Genomic DNA, 17,719 nt, shown 5'->3' with positions numbered 1-17,719 from the left:
GACACCTACCTCGCCGGCCTCCACCTGCGCGCCTCGATGATCTGGATCAAAGACCTCACCAGCACCACTCACTGATCACGACTCGATACGCGCCCGAGGACCGTCCGACGGGCCGAAGGGACGACGGGCCGAGGAGCCGAAGGGTCGACGGCCGAACGACGAACCGACAGCGATTGCCGGACGACGAGCCGGCGGGCCGGACGACGAGCCGGCGGGCCGGACGACGAGCCGGCGGCGGGACGAGGAGCCGCGGGCCGGATGACGAGCCGGCAGCCCAGCGCCATGTCGCCGCGCTTCCGGCGGGCCGCCTCACCCGCCCTCGGCGCCGCCCCGTCTGCGGATGCCCCGGGCCACGGCCGCCGTGACACCGGCCAGCCAGAGGCCGCCCACGACCAGCGGGACGACCGCGACCCACGGCGTCTCCCACAGGCCGTCCGCGTCTCCCGCGAAGAGCGCGCCCGTGGCGGTGAGGAAGAGCCCGGCGACCAGCCGCCCCGGCTGGAACTCATGACGCAGCACGACTGACCTCCACCTGTCCCAGGCCGACCCCGAGTGTGAGGTCCAGCGTGCCCGCGTCCTTGGTGCCCCCGGCCGGAGCCAGCGTCATGCCTTCGTGCCTGTCGGGCTGCACGTCCACGTCCTTCCTGCTGTCCCCGGGCAACCGGATGTCGCCCACTCCCACCTTGATCCTCATGCGCACGGTCACGTCCGCCGGCACGATCACCTTCAACTGCCCCGCGCCCACATGGGCGTCCGTCACGACCGTCCTGCCGCTGCCCGGTCGCACCCGGCTCAGGTCCAGGGTTCCGCGCCCGGTGCCGAGGTCGTAGGCCGGCCGCACCTGCGCCGTCGCGGCGGGTCTCCAGGAGGTGTCCCGCCAGTGCGTGGTGATGTCCTTGGGCAGGGCCGCCGCTCCGGCGAGCAGGGCCGCCGTGACGATCGCCAGGAACACCGTCCCGGCTCCCGTACGGCCCAGGAAGGAACTGACCACGAGGCCCAGGCCGAAGACCGCCAGCGCGCAGGCCAGACCGGTCTGCAGACTGGTGCCGAGCGGATGCGTGTCCCAGGTCAGCCCGGTGCCCAGGCCGCCCGCGACCAGGGCGAGCAGGAACACCCAGCCGCCGATCCAGCGGGGACCGCGGGGCGTCGGGGGCGGGGCGGGCCGCGGCTGTATGGAGCCGTGGTGGGTCCAGGGGGTGGCGATGCCGACGTCGACCACCGAGGTGAGGTCCCGGTCGCGGGCGTCGCCGGGCCCCCACAGATAGCCGGTGCCGCCGACATGCGTGCCGTCTTTGACGATCGGGTCCCGCCACCAGGACGGGTAGGTCGTGACGACCGGCGGGGCCTGGGCCTCCGGCGGGGCGTCGGCGGCGGCCTGCGCGGCGAGCGGATCGGGGTCGGGGGCGCCACGGCGACGTGACCAGTACCCGGCGCCCGCCAGCAGCAGGGAGAGCACCACGGCGAAGGTCAGCACCCCGCCGTTTCTCAGCATGGTCAGGAGGATCCCGCAGCCGACCAGGGCGAACAGCACGGCGGCGAGCGCCTGTCCGTCTACCCTGCCCGTCAGCAGCTTGCGGACCTCGTTCTCCTCCTCGTCCTCGTACGGCACGAGGAGCCAGGCGAAGCCGTAGAAGATCAGGCCGATGCCGCCGGTCGCGGACAGCACGGCCAGTGTGATCCGGAAGATGACCGGGTCCATGTCGGTGTGCCGGCCGAGGCCCGCGCACACGCCCGCGATCATCTTGTGCCGGCGGTCGCGCCGGAACGGCTCGGGGGCTCCGGCGGCCGACTGCTCCTCGTCCTGCCGCCGTGCGTCGGCGTATGCGTCGGTGCCGGCTGCTCCCGTCCTGTCCGTCGCGGCGGGCGCGGCATCCGTCGGTCCGGTGCCCGGGGCCGGGCGCGGGCCGGGGCCGGGTCCCGGACCCGTCGCGGCGTGCTCGTGATCCGTCATGCGTCCATGGTGACGGCCCGGCCACCGCCGCGGCAGTCGGGACGACCCTGGGCGAACCCTGAAATCGGCCCTGAGACGGTGCGGGGAACCGTTCGAACGGCCCGGAAGCACCACCGCCCGGTGCTCCCCGGCCCGTTCCCGCCGAAGATCAGGGGCGTCTCGGGGGCCGACCCTGATGCCTGGCCCCGCCGGCCGTGTGACCATCGTTGGCATGCCGGAAGCCGCAAGCCTGCCAGTCGACGACCCGCGGCCGCCGCGCAAGCTCTACCGCAGCAGTGACGGACGCTGGCTCGGCGGAGTGGCGCGGGGCCTCGCAGGGCATCTCGGGCTGCCCGTGATCTGGGTGCGGCTCGCCTTCGTCGGCCTGTTCATGGCCCATGGATTCGGAGCGCTGCTGTATGCGGCGTTCTGGTTCTGGGTCCCGCTCGGCGTCGGCGGTGTCGTGGAGCAGAAGCAGTCGCTCCTCGGCAGCGAGACCGCCCCGGACGGCCGCCGCAGACTCGTGGCCCGCAAGCCGGACAAGGGCCAGATCGTCGCGCTGCTCCTCATGGTCATCGTGTCCGTGGTCTTCGTCAGCAACGTCAATCTGGGCAGTGGCGCCAAGGTGTACCTGGTGCCCGCCGTGCTCGTGGCGGCCGGTGTCGCCCTCGTATGGCGCCAGGCGGACAACGCCCGCCGGGCCCGCTGGGTGGAGGTCGGCCGCCGGCGCCGCACCCTCACTCTGCTGCGCGCGGCCGGCGGTGTCCTGCTCGTCACGGCCGGTGTCTCGGCCGTCTTCGTGCTGCAGGGCTCGACCGCCCACCTCGGCGCGGTCCTCCAGGCGGCCCTCGCTGTTCTCGTCGGCATCACGCTCCTCGCCGGTCCGTACCTGGTCCGTATGACCCAGGACCTGTCCGAGGAACGCCTGATGCGTATCCGCGCCCAGGAGCGCGCGGAGGTCGCCGCGCATGTGCACGACTCGGTGCTGCACACCCTCACCCTGATCCAGCGCAACGCCGACAACGCGAGCGAGGTGCGCCGCCTCGCCCGCGCCCAGGAGCGCGACCTGCGCACCTGGCTGTACAAACCGGAGGGCACCGGCAAGGACGAGGCCGACGAGCCGGACACGGTCGCCGAAGCGGTGCGGCGCAACGCCGCCGAGGTGGAGGACAAGCACGGGGTGCCCATCGAGGTCGTCATCGTCGGCGACTGCCCGTTGGACGAGAGAACCGGCGCGCAGATGCAGGCCGCGCGCGAGGCGATGGTGAACGCCGCCAAGTACGGTGGCGAGGGCGGCGCCGTGCAGGTCTATGCCGAGGTCGAGGGAGAGACGGTCTTCGTGTCCGTGCGTGACCGTGGCCCGGGCTTCGACTTCGACTCGATACCCGCCGACCGCATGGGTGTCAGAGAATCGATCATCGGCCGCATGGAGCGTCACGGAGGAACGGCCCGGCTGCGGCCGGTGCCGGGCGGCGGCACGGAGGTCGAGCTGGAGATGGAGAGGGCGGAGAAGACGTCATGAGCGACGCGACCGAGGCGAACGGCACGGCGGGAGCGCCCGGGGCGGCCGGGTCCGGGGCGGCCGACGGCGGTGCCGGACGGCACGTACAGGTGGTGCTCGTGGACGACCACCGGATGTTCCGCACCGGCGTGCAGGCCGAGATCGGGCAGACCGCGGAGACCGGCGTCGAGGTGGTCGGGGAGGCCGCGGACGTCGACCAGGCGGTCACGGTCATCACCGCGACCCGGCCCGAGGTGGTCCTCCTCGACGTCCACCTGCCGGGCGGCGGCGGTGTCGAAGTGCTGCGCCGGTGCGCGGCGTTGATGGCGGACACCGAGCGGCCCGTCCGCTTCCTCGCGCTCTCCGTGTCGGACGCTGCGGAGGATGTGATCGGTGTGATCCGCGGGGGAGCCCGCGGCTATGTCACCAAGACCATCACCGGCACCGACCTGGTCGACTCGATCTTCCGCGTCCAGGAGGGCGACGCCGTCTTCTCGCCGCGGCTGGCCGGGTTCGTCCTCGACGCCTTCGCCTCCACCGACGCCCCGCCCGTGGACGAGGACCTGGACCGGCTCACCCAGCGCGAGCGCGAGGTGCTGCGGCTGATCGCCCGTGGCTACGCCTACAAGGAGATCGCCAAGCAGCTGTTCATCTCGGTGAAGACGGTCGAGTCCCATGTCTCGGCGGTGCTGCGCAAGCTCCAGCTGTCCAACCGCCACGAACTGACCCGCTGGGCGACGGCCCGCCGGCTGGTCTGACCCCTGCGGCGCCGACCTACGCCACCCGAGTCGCCCCCGCGAACGGCATCAGGTCGACCGGGGCCAGCCGGACGGGGGCCGAGGGGTTCGGGGCGTGGATCATCTGCCCGTTGCCCACGTAGATGCCGACGTGGCTGATCCCGGAGTAGAAGAAGACCAGGTCCCCGGGCTGGAGTTCGGCGCGGGAGACGCGCCGGCCCGCGTTGATCTGGGCGTAGGTGGTGCGGGGCAGGGAGATGCCGGCAAAGCGGTAGGCGGCCTGGACCAGGCCCGAGCAGTCGAAGGCGTTCGGGCCGGACGCGCCCCACACGTAGGGGCTGCCGAGCTTGGCGTAGGCGTAGGAGAGGGCCACCGCGGCACGTGTGTTCGGGGCCGGGGCAGGGGCAGGGGCCGACCCGGCCTGCTCCAGCGTCTCACGGGTGCCGGACGCCGAGCGGGAGGCACGTCCCGGAGCGACGCCGTCGCCGGTGACCTCGCTCCGCTGCTGCGGGGTGAGCCGTGCCAGCAGCCGCCGGGCCGCGTCCAGCTTGCCGGTGATGGTCCTCTTCTGCTGCTTCAGCTGTGCCTGCCGGGACCGCAGTGACGTCAGCTCGACGCGTGCGGCGCCGCGCAACTGCTGGATCTCCCGCAGCTGTTCGCGCACCCGGGACACGGCGGCGGCCTGCCGGTCGCCGGCCCGTTCCGCGAACGCGGCGGAGTCCAGGTACCGGTCGGGGGTGCTGGACAGGGCCAGCTGCCAGGCCGGGGCGAACCCGCCGTCGCGGTACTGCGCCGCCGCGAACGAACCGAGCACCCCCCGGGCCGAGTTGAGCTTCTCCTGCTTACGGGCGGTCTCGTCCCGCAGCGCGTTCAGCCGCCGCTGCGCCGTGTCCGCCTCCTCCTTGGCGCCGTCGTACTTCTCGGTGGCGGCCTCGGCCTCCTGGTACAGCTCGTCCACCTTGGCCTTCACCTGTGCCGGCGTCAGCTGTGGCTCGGCGTGGCCCGTCCCGTCGAACCCCGCCGCGGTGGCCGCTCCCGCGAGGGCGAGTGTGGCGGCCGTGCGGGCCGTGGGACCCCCGATCGAACGTTGTCGGGGCTTGCGGTGCGCTGCCACCTGGCCGTCACGTCCTTCCGTACGACTCGTACGACCGAGGGGTCTGAGCCGGGCGGCCCGACCGAGTGGTCCGTACGACGTCCGGCGGCGGCCCGCACAGGGGGGAGCGGGTCACCGCCGGACCTTCTCGGCGGTGGTGGCCGACGGCCGCCCCTGGCCCGGGCGGCGGTAGGGAGCCGGTCACCTGGGGGAGGACGCTAGGCCCGACTGTGACGAGCAGGTAACGCGGTGTACGGAACTGGCCTCGACGGATCGGGACGCGACCGTATGCGACCGTGTCGCCCGCTCGGAGTCGTCGCCTTCTCGCAGCGTGGTGACCGAACCAGGAAAAGCGGGGCGCGTGGGACCGCGGGCTGCTATGGCGCATATATGCAAGATCATCCTCGCAAGATCGTCGGCCTTCCGTCCCCCGCTGTGGCCGGGGCCCGGTGACGGGGCGCCCGTACACGCTGGTTAGGCTCCGGGCCCATGGACGTACTCATCCATCTCTTCGTCGGCCTGCACATCATCGGCATCGCCGCGCTGCTCGGCGGTTTCCTCACCCAGATGAAGGCGATGGGCCAGGGCACGGCCCGTTTCGTGCCCGGGATGCTGCACGGCGCGCTGACCATGCTGGTCACCGGCGTGGTCCTGGTCGGCCTCAACCAGGCCGGCGACCACCACGTCAACACCATCAAGATCGGCGTCAAGCTGGCGCTGCTGATCGTGATCCTCGGACTGGTCTACGTGAAGCGCGACGAGGAGAAGATCGACAAGGGCGCCTTCGGGCTGGTCGGCCTGCTGACCATGGCGAACATCTTCATCGCGGTGCTGTGGACCTGACGGTCAGCCGTCCCTGCCGCCGGCCCGGGCCGCGAGCACCGCACCGGCGGCGACCACCAGCCACACCGCCACCGCGACCCACACCAGTACCTGCCCCGGCCGGCTGAGCCACGGGAGCCCGACGGCGGTCGCGACCGACAGCGTCGCCGCCGCCGCCATCCCCATCGGGAACACCGTCGCCCACCGCAGCATGTCGTAGCCGCGCCGGGGCCGCACCGCCTCCGCGACCAGCAGCACGAGGTACCAGGCAAGATCCAGGACGAGCAGCGCTACCGTCACGGTGCGCAGCACGCCGCGGTCGTCGTCGGCCCACAGGTACAGGCCCGCGTCCCCGGCGTCGAGCAGTTTCGCTCCCGCCAGCGCCGAGATCGCGAGCGCCCCGCCCGCGATCCAGTGGTCGCCGGTCCCCTCCAGCACCTGCCGTGCGTCGAAGCGGGCCAGCGCGAGGCCGTAGAGGACAAGACCCAGCCAGAACAGCACCAGCGCGGTGTGTGCGAGCCACGCCGTGTGCTCGGCCGCGGCGAGCGTCGCGGCCAGTACGGCGAGCCCCTGTGTGGCCACACAACACAGGAACACCGCTCCCCGCATGCGCCGCCCCCACTGCCGTACGACCAGGACCAGCAGCACCGGCCAGAGCAGGGCCGCGAGCGCCAGTAAGGCCTCGGCCAGGGCCTGCCCGCCCAGCCCCGAGATCCGGGTGCCGAGCACCGCGGTCGCGGCGACGGCGGTGAGCGCGCCGGGACTTCGGGCCTCGGCCACCCAGCGCTGCGGTCGGCCGAGCAGCCGTACTGTGAAGTCGGCGGCCAGCGCCACCCAGCCGACGACGGTCAGGACGAGCGCCACCCGGGACACCGTCTCGGCGCCGATGAGGTGCAGCCCCACCGACAGGATGCCGGTCGCCATCACGGCGGATCCGGCCGCGGGGGGCCGCTCCGCCCACCACGTACGCAGACCTGGGATGCCGGGCATGCGCCCGATGCTAGGGAGCGGCACGGCCGTGCCCGGTATGGGCACGCGCGCGTGGAGAGCGAAAACGCCGGTACGCGCGCGTGGAGCGAAGGGAGCCGGCGCGAGGAGAGCCGGTTCGGTCAGCCCGGGCGGACCACGCTGTGGATGATCGACTCTCCGCCGTAGTACACCGACTCCTCACGGACGTACGCGCCCGGCTTCGGGGCGTGGATCATCATGCCGTTGCCTATGTAGAGGCCGACGTGACTGATGTCGTCGTAGAAGAAGATCAGGTCGCCCGGCCGCGCGTCGGCCAGCGACACCGTGGTGCCCGCGTCGACCTGGTCGTACGTGGTGCGTGGAAGGGTGACGCCGGCCGTCCTCCAGGCGGCCTGGGTGAGGCCCGAGCAGTCGTAGGAGTCCGGCCCGGTGGCGCCCCACACATACGGCTTGCCGATCTGCGCGCGGGCGAAGGCGATCGCCTTCTCGGCCTTCGTGTCGTACGCGCCGGACGCCGTGGAGCCGGACGATCCGGACCCGGACGACGTGGACGGGGACGACGACGGGCCGGGCGACGGGGAGGACGGCGAGTCGGACCGCTGCTGGGCCTGCCGCTTCGCCAGCTCGACCGCCTCGCGCGCCGCCTCCTGCTGCTTCTCCCGCTCGATGGCGGCCAGCCGCGCCTTCTCCTGGGCCGTCAGCTGCGACAACAGCTCGCGTGCGGAGGCGAGCTTCTTCTGGACGGTGGCCTTGGCGGCCTGCAGGTCGTGCTGCGAAGCGTCCAGCGTCCGCAGGCTCTCCGCGGCCTCCCGCCGCTTCTTCATGGTCGCGGCCTGCTCGCCGATGTAGTCGTCGACCGCGCTCTTCTGCCGCGAGGTCAGCCGGTTCATCAGCTGGCTCTGGTCGAAGTAGTCCTGCGGGTCGTTCGCCAGCAGGAAGGTGGCCGTTTCGGGAGCGGCGGCGCCGGTGCGGTACTGGGCCGCGGCGAAGGAGCCCAGTTCCTCGCGGGCCTTGTTGAGGCGGTCGGTGCGCCGGGCGACCTCCTCGCGCAGGGCGTCGACACGACTCCGCTGCTTTCCGGTGCGCTCCTTGGCCCCGTTGTACTTCTCGGTCGCCGACTCCGCCTGGCGGTAGAGGTCGTCGACCTTCTTCTCGACCTCTTCCAGGCTCGGCTTGGCGTGATCGGTCCTCGGGGCGGCCTCGGCGGTCTGTGAGAACACGGCCATGGAGGTGAGGGCGGCGGTGGCGAGGGCGGGGGTGCGGATACCGGCTCCGGTGGTCCCGCCGGGGCGCGGCTTGCGGTGCGACGCCAAGGGAGGCGACTCCTTCCAATGGGCCGCCTACCGGGTTAGCTGTCGGGTTCGGGCGGTGGTTAGGAAGGGTTGCCCTACGGCGTCGTCCCGGGTGGGAGTCGGCCGATTCACCCCAGGATCGGTGGGTCCCCGGCTCCGGGCGCCGTGCTGGGCGCGCCGGACTCGGCGGAGGCCGCGCACGCGGCCTGAAGGCAACCTAGCCAACTGGTGTGACTAGTGTGAAGGTTGGTGCGAGATATGTCCGATACATTTTCGTGATCTGAGCCCGGTTTCACATCCTCGTCATCGGATGATTCCGCAGCGTAAGGGCCATGTGCCGGGCGTTCGCCGCTTCGGCTGCGGGGCCGTCTTCCCGGGACGGCGACCGGTTGTCGGTGGGGCGCCCTAGACTCGTAGAGCGATGAGCAGCCTCTTTGACGACAGCTTCCTGGCGGACCTCCAGCCCCCTCGCGGGCACGGGGAGGAGCCCCCGCCGCCGCCCGAGGACGATCACACTCCGGAGCCGGTTCCGGACGATCTGTTCGGCGGGAAGTTCGACGTGCCGCCGGACCGGGACGCCTACTACCGCGACGGCGCCCCCCGCCCCGCGCTCGACCCGGCGGCCCTCCTCGAGGGGCTGAACGACAACCAGCGCGCCGCTGTCGTGCACGCCGGCTCCCCGCTGCTCATCGTCGCCGGCGCCGGCTCCGGCAAGACCCGTGTGCTCACCCACCGCATCGCCCACCTCCTCGCCGAGCGGCACGTGCACCCGGGCCAGATCCTCGCGATCACCTTCACCAACAAGGCCGCGGGCGAGATGAAGGAGCGCGTCGAGCAGCTCGTCGGCCCGCGCGCGAACGCGATGTGGGTGATGACCTTCCACAGCGCGTGCGTGCGCATCCTGCGCCGGGAGAGCAAGAAGCTCGGCTTCACGTCGTCGTTCTCCATCTACGACGCCGCGGACTCCAAGCGCCTGATGGCCCTGGTCTGCCGCGACCTGGACCTCGACCCCAAGCGCTTCCCGCCGAAGTCCTTCAGCGCCAAGATCAGCAACCTGAAGAACGAGCTGATCGACGAGGAGGACTTCGCCGCCCAGGCCACCGACGGCTTCGAGAAGACCCTCGCCCAGGCCTACGCCCTGTACCAGTCACGGCTGCGCGAGGCCAACGCCCTCGACTTCGACGACCTGATCATGACGACGGTCAACCTGCTGCGCGCCTTCCCGGACGTCGCCGAGCACTACCGCCGCCGCTTCCGGCACGTCCTGGTCGACGAGTACCAGGACACCAACCACGCCCAGTACGCCCTGGTCAGGGAACTCGTCGGCACCGTGGAGCGCGCCGCCGAAGACGCCGGCACCCCGCCCGGCGTGGACGACCTCCCGCCCGCCGAGCTGTGCGTCGTGGGTGACGCGGACCAGTCGATCTACGCCTTCCGGGGCGCGACGATCCGCAACATCCTCCAGTTCGAGGAGGACTACCCGGACGCGACGACGATCCTGCTGGAGCAGAACTACCGTTCCACGCAGACCATCCTGTCCGCCGCCAACGCGGTCATCGAGCGCAACGAGTCCCGCCGCCCGAAGAACCTGTGGACCAACGCCGGCCAGGGCGCCCGGATCGCCGGCTACGTCGCCGACACGGAGCACGACGAGGCGCAGTTCGTCGCCGACGAGATAGACCGCCTGGTCGACGCGGGCGACGCGAAGGCCGGCGACGTCGCCGTCTTCTACCGCACCAACGCCCAGTCCCGTGTCTTCGAAGAGGTCTTCATCCGCGTCGGCCTGCCCTACAAGGTCGTCGGCGGCGTCCGCTTCTACGAGCGCAAGGAGGTCCGCGACGTCCTCGCCTACCTGCGCGTCCTCGCCAACCCCGAGGACTCGGTGCCGTTGCGCCGCATCCTGAACGTCCCCAAGCGCGGCATCGGCGACCGCGCCGAGGCGATGATCGACGCCCTCTCCCAGCGCGAGAAGATCAGCTTCCCGCAGGCCCTCAAGCGGGTCGACGAGGCGTACGGCATGGCCGCACGCTCCACCAACGCGGTCAAGCGGTTCAACACGCTGATGGAGGACCTGCGCACGATCGTCGAGTCCGGCGCCGGACCGGCCACCGTCCTGGAGGCGGTGCTCGAACGCACCGGGTACCTCGCCGAGTTGCAGGCCTCCACCGACCCGCAGGACGAGACCCGCATCGAGAACCTCCAGGAGCTCGCGGCGGTGGCCCTCGAGTTCGAGCAGGAGCGCGGCGAGGGTGAGTCGGTGGGACTGGCCGACTTCCTGGAGCAGGTCGCCCTGGTCGCCGACTCCGACCAGATCCCGGACGGCGAGGAGGGCGACGGCGTCATCACGCTGATGACCCTGCACACCGCCAAGGGCCTGGAGTTCCCGGTCGTGTTCCTGACCGGCATGGAGGACGGCGTCTTCCCGCACATGCGCGCCCTCGGCCAGACCAAGGAGCTGGAGGAGGAGCGGCGCCTGGCGTACGTCGGGATCACGCGCGCGCGGGAGCGGCTCTACCTCACGCGGTCCGCGATGCGCAGCGCCTGGGGCCAGCCGTCGTACAACCCGCCCTCCCGCTTCCTGGAGGAGATCCCGCCCGCCCACGTGGAGTGGAAGCGGACGGGAGCGTCGGCCCCGGTCTCGTCCGGCCCGGCTTCCGGGATCGCGGCCTCACTGTCCTCGACCCGCTCGCGTTCCTCGGCGTCGGGCGCGTCCGGCTTCGCCACGCGGCGCACGGCGGAGCAGCCGGTGGTGGCGCTGGCCGTCGGGGACCGGGTCACCCACGACCAGTTCGGGCTCGGCACGGTCGTCGCCGTGAAGGGCACGGGCGGGAACGCGGAGGCCACGATCGACTTCGGCGACGCCAAGCCGAAGCGGCTGCTGCTGCGGTACGCGCCGGTGGAGAAGCTGTAAGAGGACTGGGGGCGCAGGCCCCCGGTCCCTACGTGGGGTCGAGTCCGTGGCTCCTCAGCCACGGCAGCGGGTCTATGGCCGCCCCACCCGCGGGCCGGACCTCGAAGTGCAGGTGCGGGCCGGTGGAGTTGCCGGAGTTGCCGGAGTAGGCGATCGACTGGCCGGCCTTGACGACCGTCCCGGAGGCGACGCGGTAGCTGGACAGGTGGCAGTACCAGGTCTGCGTGCCGTCCTTCGCCGTCACGATCAGCATGTTGCCGTAGGCGCTGTTCCACTTGGTGGTGACGGTGCCGTCGGTGGCGGCCATCACCGTGGTGCCGTAGGCGACGGGGAAGTCGATGCCCGTGTGCACCGACATCCAGTTCACGCCCGCCTGGCCGAAGTAGGCGCTGAGCCCCTTCTGCGTGACCGGCAGGACGAACTTCGGGCGCAGCCGCTCCTTGAGCGCGGCCTCCGCGGCGGCCTTCTTCTTCTCCAGCTCCTGCTGGTTCTTGAGGTCGATCCGCTCCTGCGTCCGGCTCGCCCGGTCGGCGAAGTCGTCCGCGCCGGCGGACAGGGTCCTGAGCTGGGAGTCCAGCTTGCTGTTGGCGACCGACGGCTTGACCGCGTGCGCGTCCGGGGCGGAGGCCGTGGTGTCCCTGCCACCGTCGTCGGTCAGGGCGCCGACCGAGGCGGCGGCGATTCCGGCGACCCCCAGCACACAGGCCGAGGGCACAGCGACGGTGAGCAGGGCCGAGCGCTTGGCGGGAGGACGACGGCGGGAGCGCGCGGCGCTGCGTGCTCCGGCACGGGTCACCGGAGCCGGAGCGATCTCTTCCTGGTCGTCCAGGAGACCGGTCACGGCGGGCATTTCGCCCGTGCCGCCCGACCCGTCGTCCCCGGAACGCTGTTCGGGGAAGGCGGTCTCCTCGTACGGCGCCTCGTGCTGGTACGGCGCCTGTGGGAAAGCCGCGGTCATCTGCGGGTCGCCGACCTGGCCGAAGGCGGCCGTGGCCTGCTGATCGAACGGTTCGCCAGTCGGCTGCGCCGTCACACCCTGCGCGGCGGAGTTCCACTGGGTGGCGTCGTACGCGCCCGTCTCGAAGGTCTGGGTGCCCCACTCCCACTGCTGGGTCGGGTCGGCACCGCCGGACTGATCGGGCTGCAGCCAGGCGCTCGTGTCCCAGTGGCCACTCACGTCGTTGCCGGTCGCCTGGGCGGGGACCGTCCAGGCGGTGGTGTCGTAGGTGCCGGAGTCGTAGGAGGCGTGGTGCTGGGCCGCGTAGGCGTCGTAGTTGAGGGTCTGGCCGGTCTGCCACTGCGTGGTCTCGTACGCGCTGGTGGTCTGCTGGCCGGGCAGGCTGCCGAAGAGCGGGTCGGTGGGGAAGGAGCCGGTGCCGTCCGGGAAACCGGTGGAGCCGTAGCCGCCGTACGTGGTGAAGTCGCCGTAGGGGGCTTCATGCGTCCCGTACGCCGCGTAGTGAGCGGCGGAGGCGTCGGAAGCCGGAGCCGGGGTGGTCATGGTCCCCGACGGGTGACGGTCGTTCACCAACTTCTCTTTCGCCTCGACAACAGGGGCTGCCAGAGCAGTGCGGTGACTGTACCCGCCGGTACCTGGGCGCGACAATCTTCGGGTGGTTTCGCGTTGGCGGTAAACGGGCATTCGGCGGTGTTTCGGGGGGTGCCGGACGCGAGTTTGGCCGAGGGTTCGATTGGTGTTCGATGTTTGGTGACTGTTTGTCGCCCGTATGTCGGCGTCACGCCACCGTCAGACCGTCCGCGACCCGGTCCCCCGGGTGCGGGGCGTCGAGGGCCGCGCGTATCCCGGCCGCGACGGCGGGGTGCACGGGCAGGGCGAGATGCCCGATGCCCGTCACCCGGACGTTCTGCGCGTCGAGGTCGGGGTGCTCGAGACAGGCCGTCTCCAGCGGGATCATCACGGAGTCCAGATCGCTCCAGAAGCAGACGAACCGTGTACGGCAGCCGGGCGCGGGCCGGGTCAGCTCCTCGATGACCCCCGAACCGGGCCGCATCTGGCGCACGATCGGATGGGCGTCGGCCAGCGGCGCCGCGCGGGTCCCCGAGTGCGGCGTACCCAGCGTGACGAGTGTGCGCACCCGCAGGTCCCCGCCGAGGCGCTGTGCGTAATAGCGGGCGATCAGCCCGCCGAGGCTGTGCCCCACGATGTCGACCCGGTCGCTGCCGGTGCGCTCGCAGATCTCCTCGACGTGCCGGCCCAGCAGCTCGGCCGCCGCGCGGATGTCGCAGGTCAGCGGGGAGTAGTTGAGTGATATGACGCGCTGCCTGCCGTGCTGGGCGAGGTTGCGGCGCAGCAGCACGAACACTGAGCGGTTGTCGATGAATCCGTGCAGCAGCACCACCGGCGGACCGGACCGCACCGGAAGCGCAGCGGTGCCGTCCTGGACGGGCAGGGCGGGGGAGCGGCGTTCCTGCGTGAGGCCGGTCGGATACAGCAGGAGGTGGCCGGCCAGGATCGCGGCCTCGAGAGCGGTCGCCTTCAGCAGCGCCACCGAGAGTCCGGCCAGTCTGCCCGGCCACAGTCGGCGGCAGAACGGGAGGAAGAGCGGCAGTACCCCGGTGACCTTCATGGCCGACCTCCTGTCGGCACACCGGAGGACGGCTCGATCCCCCGTGTGCCCTCATGTCCCACCATGTGATTTCCCCCTCGCTGCGCACCGTGAAACTGCCGGTTGCGGGATGCTGGAGATAACGTTCGTTCACTTCGCGACGGGTGGCGGAACGCGCCAAAAGTGCGGTACTTGTCCTTACGGACGGAAGCGATCGCTTCCGTGGTCGTTTGATGGAGGCAGTGATGGGTGTGGCAGCCGGTCCGATCCGCGTGGTCGTCGCCAAGCCGGGGCTCGACGGCCACGATCGCGGGGCCAAGGTCATCGCGCGTGCTCTGCGCGACGCCGGTATGGAGGTCATCTACACCGGGCTCCACCAGACACCGGAGCAGGTCGTCGACACCGCCATCCAGGAGGACGCCGACGCGATCGGCCTGTCCATCCTCTCCGGCGCGCACAACACGCTGTTCGCCGCGGTGATCGACCTGCTCAAGGAGCGCGAGGCCGAGGACATCCTCGTCTTCGGCGGCGGCATCATCCCGGACGAGGACATCGCGCCGCTGAAGGAGAAGGGCGTCGCGGAGATCTTCACCCCGGGAGCGACCACCGCGTCGATCGTGGAGTGGGTGCGCGAGAACGTCCGTCAGCCGGCCGCGTCGGGGGGCTGAGCCGACGGCTGCGGTGCGGGGGAGCCGGTGTCTTCGGGGGCTGCACCCCGAGGCGCACCGGTTCTGACGGCCGGGGCCAACTCCTCGGCCATCCGTGCCCGCAGCCGCAGCGTGGTGACCAGTCGCTGGAACGCCTCGGCCCAGTAACCCCCGGCTCCCGGCGCGGCGTCCTCCCTCTCGTCGGGTATCGCCAGCAGCGCCTCCAGCCGGCCGGCCTCCGCCGGATCCAGGCAGCGTTCCGCCAGGCCCATCACCCCGCTGAAGCTCCACGGGTAACTGCCCGCGTCCCGCGCGATGTTGAGCGCGTCCACGACCGCCCGGCCCAGCGGCGCCGCCCAGGGCACCGCGCACACACCGAGCAGCTGGAACGCCTCCGACAGACCGTGTGTCGCGATGAACCCGGCCACCCACGCGGCCCGCTCCGCCGGCTCCAGGGTGGCCAGCAGCTTGGCGCGCTCGGCCAGCGACACCGCGCCCGGCCCGCCCGCCTCCGGCGCCGACGGTGAGCCGAGCAGCGCCCTCGACCACTCGGCGTCCCGCTGCCGCACCGCGGCCCGGCACCAGGCCGCGTGCAGTTCGCCCTGCCAGCCGTCCGTCACCGGCAGCGCGACGATCTCCCGCGCCGTCCGGCCGCCGAGCCGCTCCCGCCAGGCGCCGAGCGGGGCCGCCTCCACCAACTGTCCCAGCCACCATGACCGTTCCCCTCTGCCCGCGGGGGCCGCGGCCACCACACCGTCACGCTCCATCCCGGAGTCGCACTCGAGCGGCGGCTCCACCACGATCGCCGGTGAGTTCTCCGTGCGGTCGAGGGCCACACACGCCACGGCCCGTGCAGCCATGCGTGCGGCGAGCGCCGAAGCGGGCAGCGCCGACAGCAGCTCCGCCGCCGTGGCCCGCACATTGCGGCTGCGGTCGCCCAACGCCTGTTCCAGGAAGGGCTCGTCCGCCGCGGACAGGCCGGTGCGCAGCGAGTCGAGGAACATCAGCCGGTCCTCCGCCCGCTCCGTCGGCCAGGTCGACGCCAGCAGCCCACGCGCGAGCGCGGGCGTGTCTGCGCGCAGCGCGCCCAGCAGGGCCACCCGCTCGGCGAACAGGCCCTCCTGCCACAGCCGCCGCACCGCCTCGGCGTCCGCCGGGCCGGGCAGTGCGGCACCGACACCGGGGGCCGCGCGCAGGGCGAAGCGCCAGTCCGCGTTCAGCCGGGCCAGCCACAGCCCCCGCGGGCCGGCGAACGCCAGCGCCGCCGGGCGCAGGTCCGTACGGCCCCGGGCCGCGTCCAGCAGGGCGGGCAGCGTCTGAGGAGGCGCCGCGTAACCGTGCGCGTTGGCCGCCGCGAGCCACTGGGGGAGCAGCTCCATGAGGTCCGGGGAACTGCCCCGCCGGCCACCGGTCCCGCCGCCGGAGCGGTCGGCCAGCAGCGTGGCGAGTCTGCGGCCCGCCGCGGCGGGCAGGGCCGGACGCGGGTCCTCGGGTGCCGCCTCCGGTCGGCTCGCCGCCCGGGCGGGCCGCAGCCCGGCCCGCCGCCGTACGGTCGCCACGGCGGCCTCGTCGAGCAGTGCCACGGGGGCCTGACGGCCGGATCCGGTGTGCGCCCAGGCGCGCCGGTCGGTCCCGAGGAGAGCGGTGGTGACCAGGTCTTCCCAGGAGCCGGCGGGGTTCGCGGGGGTGTTTTCCCCGTCGCCTGCCGGGGTCGTGGCAGCCACGTCGGCCGAGGCCGAGGTCGTCCCGTTCATCGCGTTCCCTTCCCTGCGCGTGTCCGTTCCTCCTGGGTGTGCCGGTGCCGTCCCGGTGGAGCCGTCAGCACAGCGGCACCGCCTCGCCCGGGCCCTCCGGCCAGGCCGTGAGCGGGGTGAAGCCGCGGTGGCCGCACTCGCCGAAGACCCTGACGGGGCCGCCGCCGGACAGGGCGACCAGCCGCCACAGACCGGGACGGGAACGGGCGGCCCGGGTCAGCGGCAGAGCGGAGTCCGTGTCGGCGTCGGCCAGCTGCCACAGGTCGCCGTCCGGGACCGGTATCACCCGGTCCAGCGTCACCGGGACCGACTCCAGCCAGGGGTCGTCCCGCAACGCCTCGCCGTACCGCGCCGCCGCTTCGGCCGTGGTCGTGCCCGGCGGGCGGAACGCGGCCGGTGCGGGCGGGGCGTACCGCTCGCCCAGGGCGGACCGGGACTGCCCGGTGCCCGGATAGGCGGACAGCTCCGCGTCCAGGGCCAGGCCGACCGGCAGTGACAGCTCCGGGGCCCGGCCGGCGGCGCCGTACGACAGCAGCAGCCGGGTGTGGCCCGAGGCGGCGCCGTGCAGCCATATCCGGCGGGTCGTCAGTTTCGGGTCCACCGCGTCGTACTGGGCGAGGACCAGCCAGCGGTCGCGTACCGGCGCGCCGTCCGCCGTGGCGGGCAGGCCCAGCCGGGAGCGGACCGTGGCCGCGAGGGCGTCCGGCAACCGGTCGCGGCGCAGCCAGCCCTGGTCGAGCAGGTGGAGCAGCGCGCACTCCTCCAGCAACCGGGCCGGCCAGCCCGCGCCGGATGCCGGTATCGCGCCCAACTCCCTTACGCGTGCGGCGAGTCCGGGCGCCTGTGCGTCGACCATACGGGCCGCCGTCTCGTCCCACAGGCCGTACCCCGCCTGCTCGGCCGTGGCCAGGCCGCCGCGCAGCAGGTCCGCGAGGCGCTGCTCCAGTTCCGTCGCGCCCGCGGTGACCCGCTCGGCCCGGCGCTCGGCCCGCCGCTGTGCCGCCTCGGGATCGGCGGACCTGCTCGGGGAACTCCCCTCGTCCGGCACCTGCTTGCTCTCGGCACGCCTGCGTCTGCCCGCGAGCCACTGCTCGGCCCAGCCCGGCGGCGCGGTGGACGCCGGCACCGAACCGTCTTCGCCCGCCCACAGCAGGAGCAGTCCGATCGCGTGCTTGCACGGGAACTTACGGCTCGGGCAACTGCACTTGTACGCCGGGCCGGTCACGTCCGCGAGGTCGACCACCGTCTGATACGGCCTGCTGCCACTGCCCTTGCACAGCCCCCACACCGTCCCCTCTCCGCTTCCCGCCTCGGACCACGGACCGGCCGTGCCGAGCTTGCCTCCCGCTTTGCGTGACGCGGCGTCAGGCGCCAGCGACAGCACCTGTTCCGCGGTCCAGCGCACCCCCTGCTCAGTCATGCCTCCGACGGTAGGTCCCGCCACTGACAATTGGACGAGAGCGGGTGTTTGTGCAGGTCAGGGCGATTGTCAGTGG

At 72.5% G+C, this 17,719-nt stretch carries 14 protein-coding genes and 1 riboswitch; of the genes, 5 read left to right on the top strand and 9 right to left on the bottom strand.

The window, feature by feature from the left end; translation table 11 throughout:
- Positions 1–309: 309 nt before the first annotated feature.
- Both ACZ7HQ_RS36510 and ACZ7HQ_RS36505 read right to left on the bottom strand, forming a co-directional pair.
- Complete coding sequence (locus tag ACZ7HQ_RS36510; RefSeq protein ID WP_470999411.1) at positions 310–519, bottom strand: hypothetical protein; 210 nt, start codon at positions 517–519, stop codon at positions 310–312.
- Positions 506–1,951, bottom strand: coding sequence for a PspC domain-containing protein (locus ACZ7HQ_RS36505; RefSeq protein WP_470999409.1), 1,446 nt, complete (start codon positions 1,949–1,951; stop codon positions 506–508). Before ACZ7HQ_RS36505 ends, ACZ7HQ_RS36510 begins: the two co-directional genes overlap by 14 nt.
- Positions 1,952–2,126: 175 nt before the next feature.
- Between ACZ7HQ_RS36505 and ACZ7HQ_RS36500 the strand changes: the two genes are divergently transcribed.
- Together ACZ7HQ_RS36500 and ACZ7HQ_RS36495 are read left to right on the top strand one after the other, a co-directional pair.
- Positions 2,127–3,452 (top strand): ATP-binding protein, encoded by a 1,326-nt coding sequence (locus ACZ7HQ_RS36500; protein WP_470999407.1) that lies wholly within the window; start codon positions 2,127–2,129, stop codon positions 3,450–3,452.
- Positions 3,449–4,189 carry a LuxR C-terminal-related transcriptional regulator gene (locus ACZ7HQ_RS36495; protein WP_470999405.1) on the top strand — a complete coding sequence of 247 codons (741 nt, stop codon included), beginning with the start codon at positions 3,449–3,451 and terminating at the stop codon, positions 4,187–4,189. Before ACZ7HQ_RS36500 ends, ACZ7HQ_RS36495 begins: the two co-directional genes overlap by 4 nt.
- Positions 4,190–4,205: 16 nt before the next feature.
- Here ACZ7HQ_RS36495 and ACZ7HQ_RS36490 read toward each other — a convergent pair whose 3' ends face one another.
- The gene (locus ACZ7HQ_RS36490) at positions 4,206–5,282 is read right to left on the bottom strand and encodes a C40 family peptidase (protein WP_470999403.1); all 1,077 of its coding nucleotides are present in this window, start codon (positions 5,280–5,282) and stop codon (positions 4,206–4,208) included.
- Between the two features lie 468 nt (positions 5,283–5,750).
- Between ACZ7HQ_RS36490 and ACZ7HQ_RS36485 the strand changes: the two genes are divergently transcribed.
- The gene (locus tag ACZ7HQ_RS36485) at positions 5,751–6,104 is read left to right on the top strand and encodes a hypothetical protein (protein WP_470999401.1); all 354 of its coding nucleotides are present in this window, start codon (positions 5,751–5,753) and stop codon (positions 6,102–6,104) included.
- A gap of 3 nt (positions 6,105–6,107) precedes the next feature.
- Here ACZ7HQ_RS36485 and ACZ7HQ_RS36480 read toward each other — a convergent pair whose 3' ends face one another.
- Together ACZ7HQ_RS36480 and ACZ7HQ_RS36475 are read right to left on the bottom strand one after the other, a co-directional pair.
- Positions 6,108–7,073, bottom strand: coding sequence for a tellurite resistance/C4-dicarboxylate transporter family protein (locus ACZ7HQ_RS36480; protein WP_470999399.1), 966 nt, complete (start codon positions 7,071–7,073; stop codon positions 6,108–6,110).
- Positions 7,074–7,192: 119 nt separating this feature from the next.
- Complete coding sequence (locus tag ACZ7HQ_RS36475) at positions 7,193–8,365, bottom strand: C40 family peptidase (protein WP_470999397.1); 1,173 nt, start codon at positions 8,363–8,365, stop codon at positions 7,193–7,195.
- Between the two features lie 7 nt (positions 8,366–8,372).
- A riboswitch (cyclic di-AMP (ydaO/yuaA leader) is annotated at positions 8,373–8,529 on the bottom strand.
- A 236-nt stretch (positions 8,530–8,765) separates the two neighbouring features.
- Between ACZ7HQ_RS36475 and pcrA the strand changes: the two genes are divergently transcribed.
- On the top strand, positions 8,766–11,255 hold the full coding sequence (pcrA, locus tag ACZ7HQ_RS36470; protein ID WP_470999395.1) for a DNA helicase PcrA: 2,490 nt from the start codon (positions 8,766–8,768) through the stop codon (positions 11,253–11,255).
- Positions 11,256–11,283: 28 nt separating this feature from the next.
- On the opposite strand, the gene ACZ7HQ_RS36465 is transcribed toward pcrA, so the two are convergent.
- Positions 11,284–12,783 carry a M23 family metallopeptidase gene (locus tag ACZ7HQ_RS36465; protein ID WP_470999393.1) on the bottom strand — a complete coding sequence of 500 codons (1,500 nt, stop codon included), beginning with the start codon at positions 12,781–12,783 and terminating at the stop codon, positions 11,284–11,286.
- Positions 12,784–12,991: 208 nt separating this feature from the next.
- Entirely contained in the window at positions 12,992–13,843 is an 852-nt protein-coding gene (locus tag ACZ7HQ_RS36460; RefSeq protein ID WP_470999391.1) for an esterase/lipase family protein, read from the bottom strand.
- A 224-nt stretch (positions 13,844–14,067) separates the two neighbouring features.
- On the opposite strand from ACZ7HQ_RS36460, the gene ACZ7HQ_RS36455 reads away from it, so the two are divergent.
- Complete coding sequence (locus ACZ7HQ_RS36455) at positions 14,068–14,490, top strand: cobalamin B12-binding domain-containing protein (protein ID WP_470999389.1); 423 nt, start codon at positions 14,068–14,070, stop codon at positions 14,488–14,490.
- Here ACZ7HQ_RS36455 and ACZ7HQ_RS36450 read toward each other — a convergent pair.
- Positions 14,466–16,223, bottom strand: coding sequence for a DUF5691 domain-containing protein (locus ACZ7HQ_RS36450; RefSeq protein ID WP_470999387.1), 1,758 nt, complete (start codon positions 16,221–16,223; stop codon positions 14,466–14,468). The genes ACZ7HQ_RS36455 and ACZ7HQ_RS36450 overlap by 25 nt on opposite strands.
- A 64-nt stretch (positions 16,224–16,287) precedes the next feature.
- The gene (locus ACZ7HQ_RS36445) at positions 16,288–17,643 is read right to left on the bottom strand and encodes an SWIM zinc finger family protein (RefSeq protein WP_470999385.1); all 1,356 of its coding nucleotides are present in this window, start codon (positions 17,641–17,643) and stop codon (positions 16,288–16,290) included.
- Between the last annotated feature and the right edge of the window lie 76 nt (positions 17,644–17,719).

The organism is Streptomyces sp. NPDC037290, from assembly GCF_055603245.1.
Note: the sequence above shows the minus strand (reverse complement) of the source record. Positions and strands in the feature narration are given on the sequence as shown.

What these genes read in the sequence shown, in the direction of transcription:
- ACZ7HQ_RS36505 (WP_470999409.1), bottom strand. Translation starts at nt 1,951, where the DNA reads ATGACGGATCACGAGCACGCCGCGACGGGTCCGGGACCCGGCCCCGGC.
- ACZ7HQ_RS36500 (WP_470999407.1), top strand. Translation starts at nt 2,127, where the DNA reads ATGCCTGGCCCCGCCGGCCGTGTGACCATCGTTGGCATGCCGGAAGCC.
- ACZ7HQ_RS36495 (WP_470999405.1), top strand. Translation starts at nt 3,449, where the DNA reads ATGAGCGACGCGACCGAGGCGAACGGCACGGCGGGAGCGCCCGGGGCG.
- ACZ7HQ_RS36485 (WP_470999401.1), top strand. Translation starts at nt 5,751, where the DNA reads ATGGACGTACTCATCCATCTCTTCGTCGGCCTGCACATCATCGGCATC.
- ACZ7HQ_RS36480 (WP_470999399.1), bottom strand. Translation starts at nt 7,073, where the DNA reads ATGCCCGGCATCCCAGGTCTGCGTACGTGGTGGGCGGAGCGGCCCCCC.
- pcrA (WP_470999395.1), top strand. Translation starts at nt 8,766, where the DNA reads ATGAGCAGCCTCTTTGACGACAGCTTCCTGGCGGACCTCCAGCCCCCT.
- ACZ7HQ_RS36460 (WP_470999391.1), bottom strand. Translation starts at nt 13,843, where the DNA reads ATGAAGGTCACCGGGGTACTGCCGCTCTTCCTCCCGTTCTGCCGCCGA.
- ACZ7HQ_RS36455 (WP_470999389.1), top strand. Translation starts at nt 14,068, where the DNA reads ATGGGTGTGGCAGCCGGTCCGATCCGCGTGGTCGTCGCCAAGCCGGGG.
- ACZ7HQ_RS36450 (WP_470999387.1), bottom strand. Translation starts at nt 16,223, where the DNA reads ATGAACGGGACGACCTCGGCCTCGGCCGACGTGGCTGCCACGACCCCG.
- ACZ7HQ_RS36445 (WP_470999385.1), bottom strand. Translation starts at nt 17,643, where the DNA reads ATGACTGAGCAGGGGGTGCGCTGGACCGCGGAACAGGTGCTGTCGCTG.